The sequence below is a fragment of the Ignavibacteria bacterium genome, assembly GCA_016873775.1.
Taxonomy (GTDB): Bacteria; Bacteroidota; Ignavibacteria; order UBA10030; family F1-140-MAGs086; genus JAGXRH01.
On sequence record VGWC01000121.1, the window covers coordinates 1 to 3,737 of the forward strand.

At 41.7% G+C, this 3,737-nt stretch carries 2 protein-coding genes; both read left to right on the forward strand.

Features of this window, described 5'->3' with window-relative positions; genetic code table 11:
* Window positions 1-301: 301 nt before the first annotated feature.
* Window positions 302-2,419 (forward strand): oligopeptide transporter, OPT family, encoded by a 2,118-nt coding sequence (locus tag FJ218_11075; GenBank protein ID MBM4167442.1) that lies wholly within the window; start codon window positions 302-304, stop codon window positions 2,417-2,419.
* A 66-nt stretch (window positions 2,420-2,485) separates the two neighbouring features.
* Window positions 2,486-3,737 (forward strand): AbgT family transporter (locus tag FJ218_11080; GenBank protein MBM4167443.1); only part of this gene is annotated, 1,252 nt, incomplete at its 3' end.

Consider the following 3,737-nt stretch of genomic DNA (forward strand, 5'->3'; position numbering starts at 1 on the left):
TATTTCGGTGGAACGATTGATGCGTTTATCAGCAGCGTGTTCAACTATCCTACGCTTTCAGATATTTACAAATACGCAACGTACGATGGACTTGGAAATTTGAGTGGGAAGAAGATTAGGAAATGAATTTTCCCTTCTCATCTTTTTCAATAATTTCATCCCACTTTTTTTATGAAAGTAATAGAACACAGATGACACTGATGTTTCGGATTTGAACGGATGAAAAAATCAGTGAATATATGCTCAATCCGTGTTATCCGTGTTCTATAAACAAGTTTCAAATTACTCAAGTTACAACTCAATGCAACAACAATCAGAACTCAACGAAAGCGGTTTTAAGCCGTACATTTCTCCACACGATTCTCCGTTAGAAAGCACGGCGCGAGCGTTATTACTTGGTTCGCTACTCGGAATTCTTTTCGGTGCGGCATCAGTCTATCTCGGACTTCGCGTTGGACTCACAACTTCTGCGTCCATTCCGATTGCAGTTATGGCGATTACTATTCTCAAAAAACTTCGCGGAAATACTGTTCTCGAAAACAACATTGTGCAAACGGTTGGCTCCGCCGGTGAATCCATTGCCGCGGCAGTTGTGTTCACAATACCTGCATTGATTTTTCTCGGTTTTCCGTTGAAGATGTCCATCACGCTTTTGATTGCGCTTACCGGTGGATGTCTCGGTGTATTGATGATGATTCCGTTGCGGCGATATTTAATTGTGAAAGAACACGCGAACTTACGTTTTCCTGAAGGAACTGCGTGCGCAGAAATTATCAAAGCGGGAGAAATTGGCGGAACTTCTGCCAAAAAGATTTTCAAAGGAATGGGACTCGGTGCGTTGTGGAAAGGTGCGTCAACACTTTTCGGTTTGTGGAAGCCAAGCGTTGGAAGAGATATTGCGTTTTACAAAGGTTCATCGTTCGGAATGGACGTTGCGCCGGAATTGATGGGTGTTGGTTACATTATCGGTTGGCACACTTCGCTTATTATGGTTGGCGGTGGATTGATGGCTTCGTTTATTATTGCGCCGATTATTTCATTCATCGGAGATGTTGCAACAAAGCCGATTTATCCTGCAACAAAATTGATTTCCGAAATGAGCACGTATGAAATCTGGAAAAATTATATCAAGTATATGGGCGCAGGAGCAGTTGCAACGGGAGGGATTGTCGGACTTATTCGCGCGTTTCCGGCAATATGGAGTTCGCTTACTGCTTCGATAAAACAACTTGCCGGTGAACGTTCGGGAAATAAAAATAATATCAATGTTCTACGAACAGAAAAAGATACGCCAATTACGGTTGTTGGTATTGGCGTCATTTCATTGATAATTTTTATCTGGCTCGTCCCGACATTTCGTGTGAATATTCTTGGCGCATCGCTAATTGTTATTTTTGGATTTTTATTTTCGGTTGTTTCTGCACGTATAACAGGAATTGTCGGTTCATCATCGTCGCCGCTTTCAGGAATGACGATTGCCGTTTTGATGGGAACGTGTTTAATTTTTCTTGCTGTTGGTTGGACCGGACAATCATACACCTATCTCGCGCTTGTGATTGGAGCAGTTGTTTGCATTGCAATTTCTAATGCAGGAACGATAGCGCAAGATTTGAAAACAGGACATTTACTTGGGGCAACGCCGAGCAAACAACAATTTGCAATGCTTGTAGGTGTTGTTACTTCTGCGGCTGTTGTTGGTGTTACGATGCTTTTGTTGAATGAAAGTCAATCGAAAGAAATTGTCGTCGAAAAACCATTTACACCGCCGGCGGTTTCACTTCAACTCGCAGAAGAAATGCAAGGAAAAGACGGCAAGAATTATTTACTTGCAAAAGTTGTGAACGTGGAAGGAATCGAACCGGGAAATTATCTTGTTGATGAACAAACAAAAGTTGCGGTCTATAAACGTGTTGATGGCATTGGCGGAAAAGAACTTGCCGCCCCGCAATCGAATTTAATGGCAGTATTGATTTCCGGTTTGCTTGAACAAAAACTTCCGTGGGGATTGATTATGATTGGCGCGAGTATTGCACTGTTTATGGAATTGATTGGATTTCATTCGCTCACATTTGCTGTCGGATTTTATCTTCCGCTTTCATCCACGTTTCCGATTTTTGTCGGCGGCGTTGTGAGAAAACTCGCAGATAAAGTGTACAAACGCAAAGCCGATGACCCCGAAGAAAGCGAAGGAACATTGCTTTCGAGCGGATTGATTGCCGGTGGAGCGTTGCTTGGTGTGTTCGGCGCGTTCTTAAATTTTATTCCCGGATTTATAGACGATGAAACGGGATTACCGATGGTGCTTGCATTCGGCTACAAATATCTTCATTTTGCGTGGGATTCGGATTTGTTAGCACTTGCTGTGTTTGCTGTGCTGGGATGGTTTTTGTTCAAAGGCGCAGCGGATGAGAAGAAGTGAGTGCATTTTACATTTGACATTCTATATTTGAAGATTTGATTTAATAATCACATACACATACTTATAATGACTTCAGAAAATACAAACAACAAAAAAAGTTTTTTTTATCGTTCGCTTGATATGATTGAATGGGGAGGAAACAAACTTCCTCATCCGGCAATAATGTTTGCTTCCTTTGCATTCATCGTATTATTACTTTCTGCGCTTGCTTCATCGCTTAATTTTTTTGCGCATCATCCCACAACAGGAAAAGAAATTCTTCCCGTAAATTTGTTGAACAGTGATGGTATCAGAAAAATTTTTACGTCACTTGTTTCCAATTTTACAGGGTTTGCACCATTAGGAACAGTACTCGTCGCTTTGCTTGGCGTTGGAGTTGCAGAAGGAACCGGATTACTTTCTGCTGTTATCCGCCTCTTTGTAATTTCTGCTCCTCGCAAACTCATTACGCTTGTTATCGTTTTCACGGGAGTAATGTCGAATGCAGCATCGGAAGCGGGATATGTAATTTTAATTCCGCTTGCGGGGGTAATTTTTCTTGCATTGGGAAGACATCCTCTTGCGGGAATGGCAGCAGCGTTTGCAGGAGTTTCAGGAGGATACAGTGCGAATCTCGTATTAGGAACTGTGGACCCGTTGCTCGCAGGTATTTCACAAGAAGCTGCAAAAATTATCAATCCGAACTATATTGTGAATCCAGCATGCAACTGGTACTTTATGTCCGCTTCTACTTTTTTACTTACACTGTTGGGAGCGTGGGTTACAGAAAAAATAGTTGAACCGCGGCTGGGAAAATATTCCGGTGAAGCAGATTCAAAAACGATGGAGCAACTTTCTGACCAGGAAAAACGCGGAATAAAATTTGCATTGTTCACCTCGTTTTTATTCTTCTTGCTCCTTGCCTTTATGGTTGTTCCTGAAAGTGGAATTTTACGAGACCCGGCAACGAAAAGCATTCTTCACTCTCCATTTCTGACAGGAATTGTAGCAGTTATCTTTTTAATGTTTTTACTTCCGGGAATTGCTTATGGAATTGTAACAAAAACGTTACGAAACGATGCTGATATGATTTCGTATATGTCCAAATCAATGGGAACGCTCGCGGGATATATCGTTCTCGTTTTTTTTGCCGCGCAGTTTGTTGCTTTTTTTAATTGGACAAATTTAGGATTGATACTTGCCGTGAAAGGTTCGGAGTTTCTCAAAGAAATTGGACTTACGGGAATTCCGCTCATGATTGTGTTTATTGTCTTATCGGCAACAATGAATTTATTTATGGGAAGCGCTTCGGCAAAGTGGGCAATTATGGCTCCGGTAT

Coding starts and splice junctions, on each gene's coding strand:
- FJ218_11075 (MBM4167442.1), top strand. CDS start 302: ATGCAACAACAATCAGAACTCAACGAAAGCGGTTTTAAGCCGTACATT.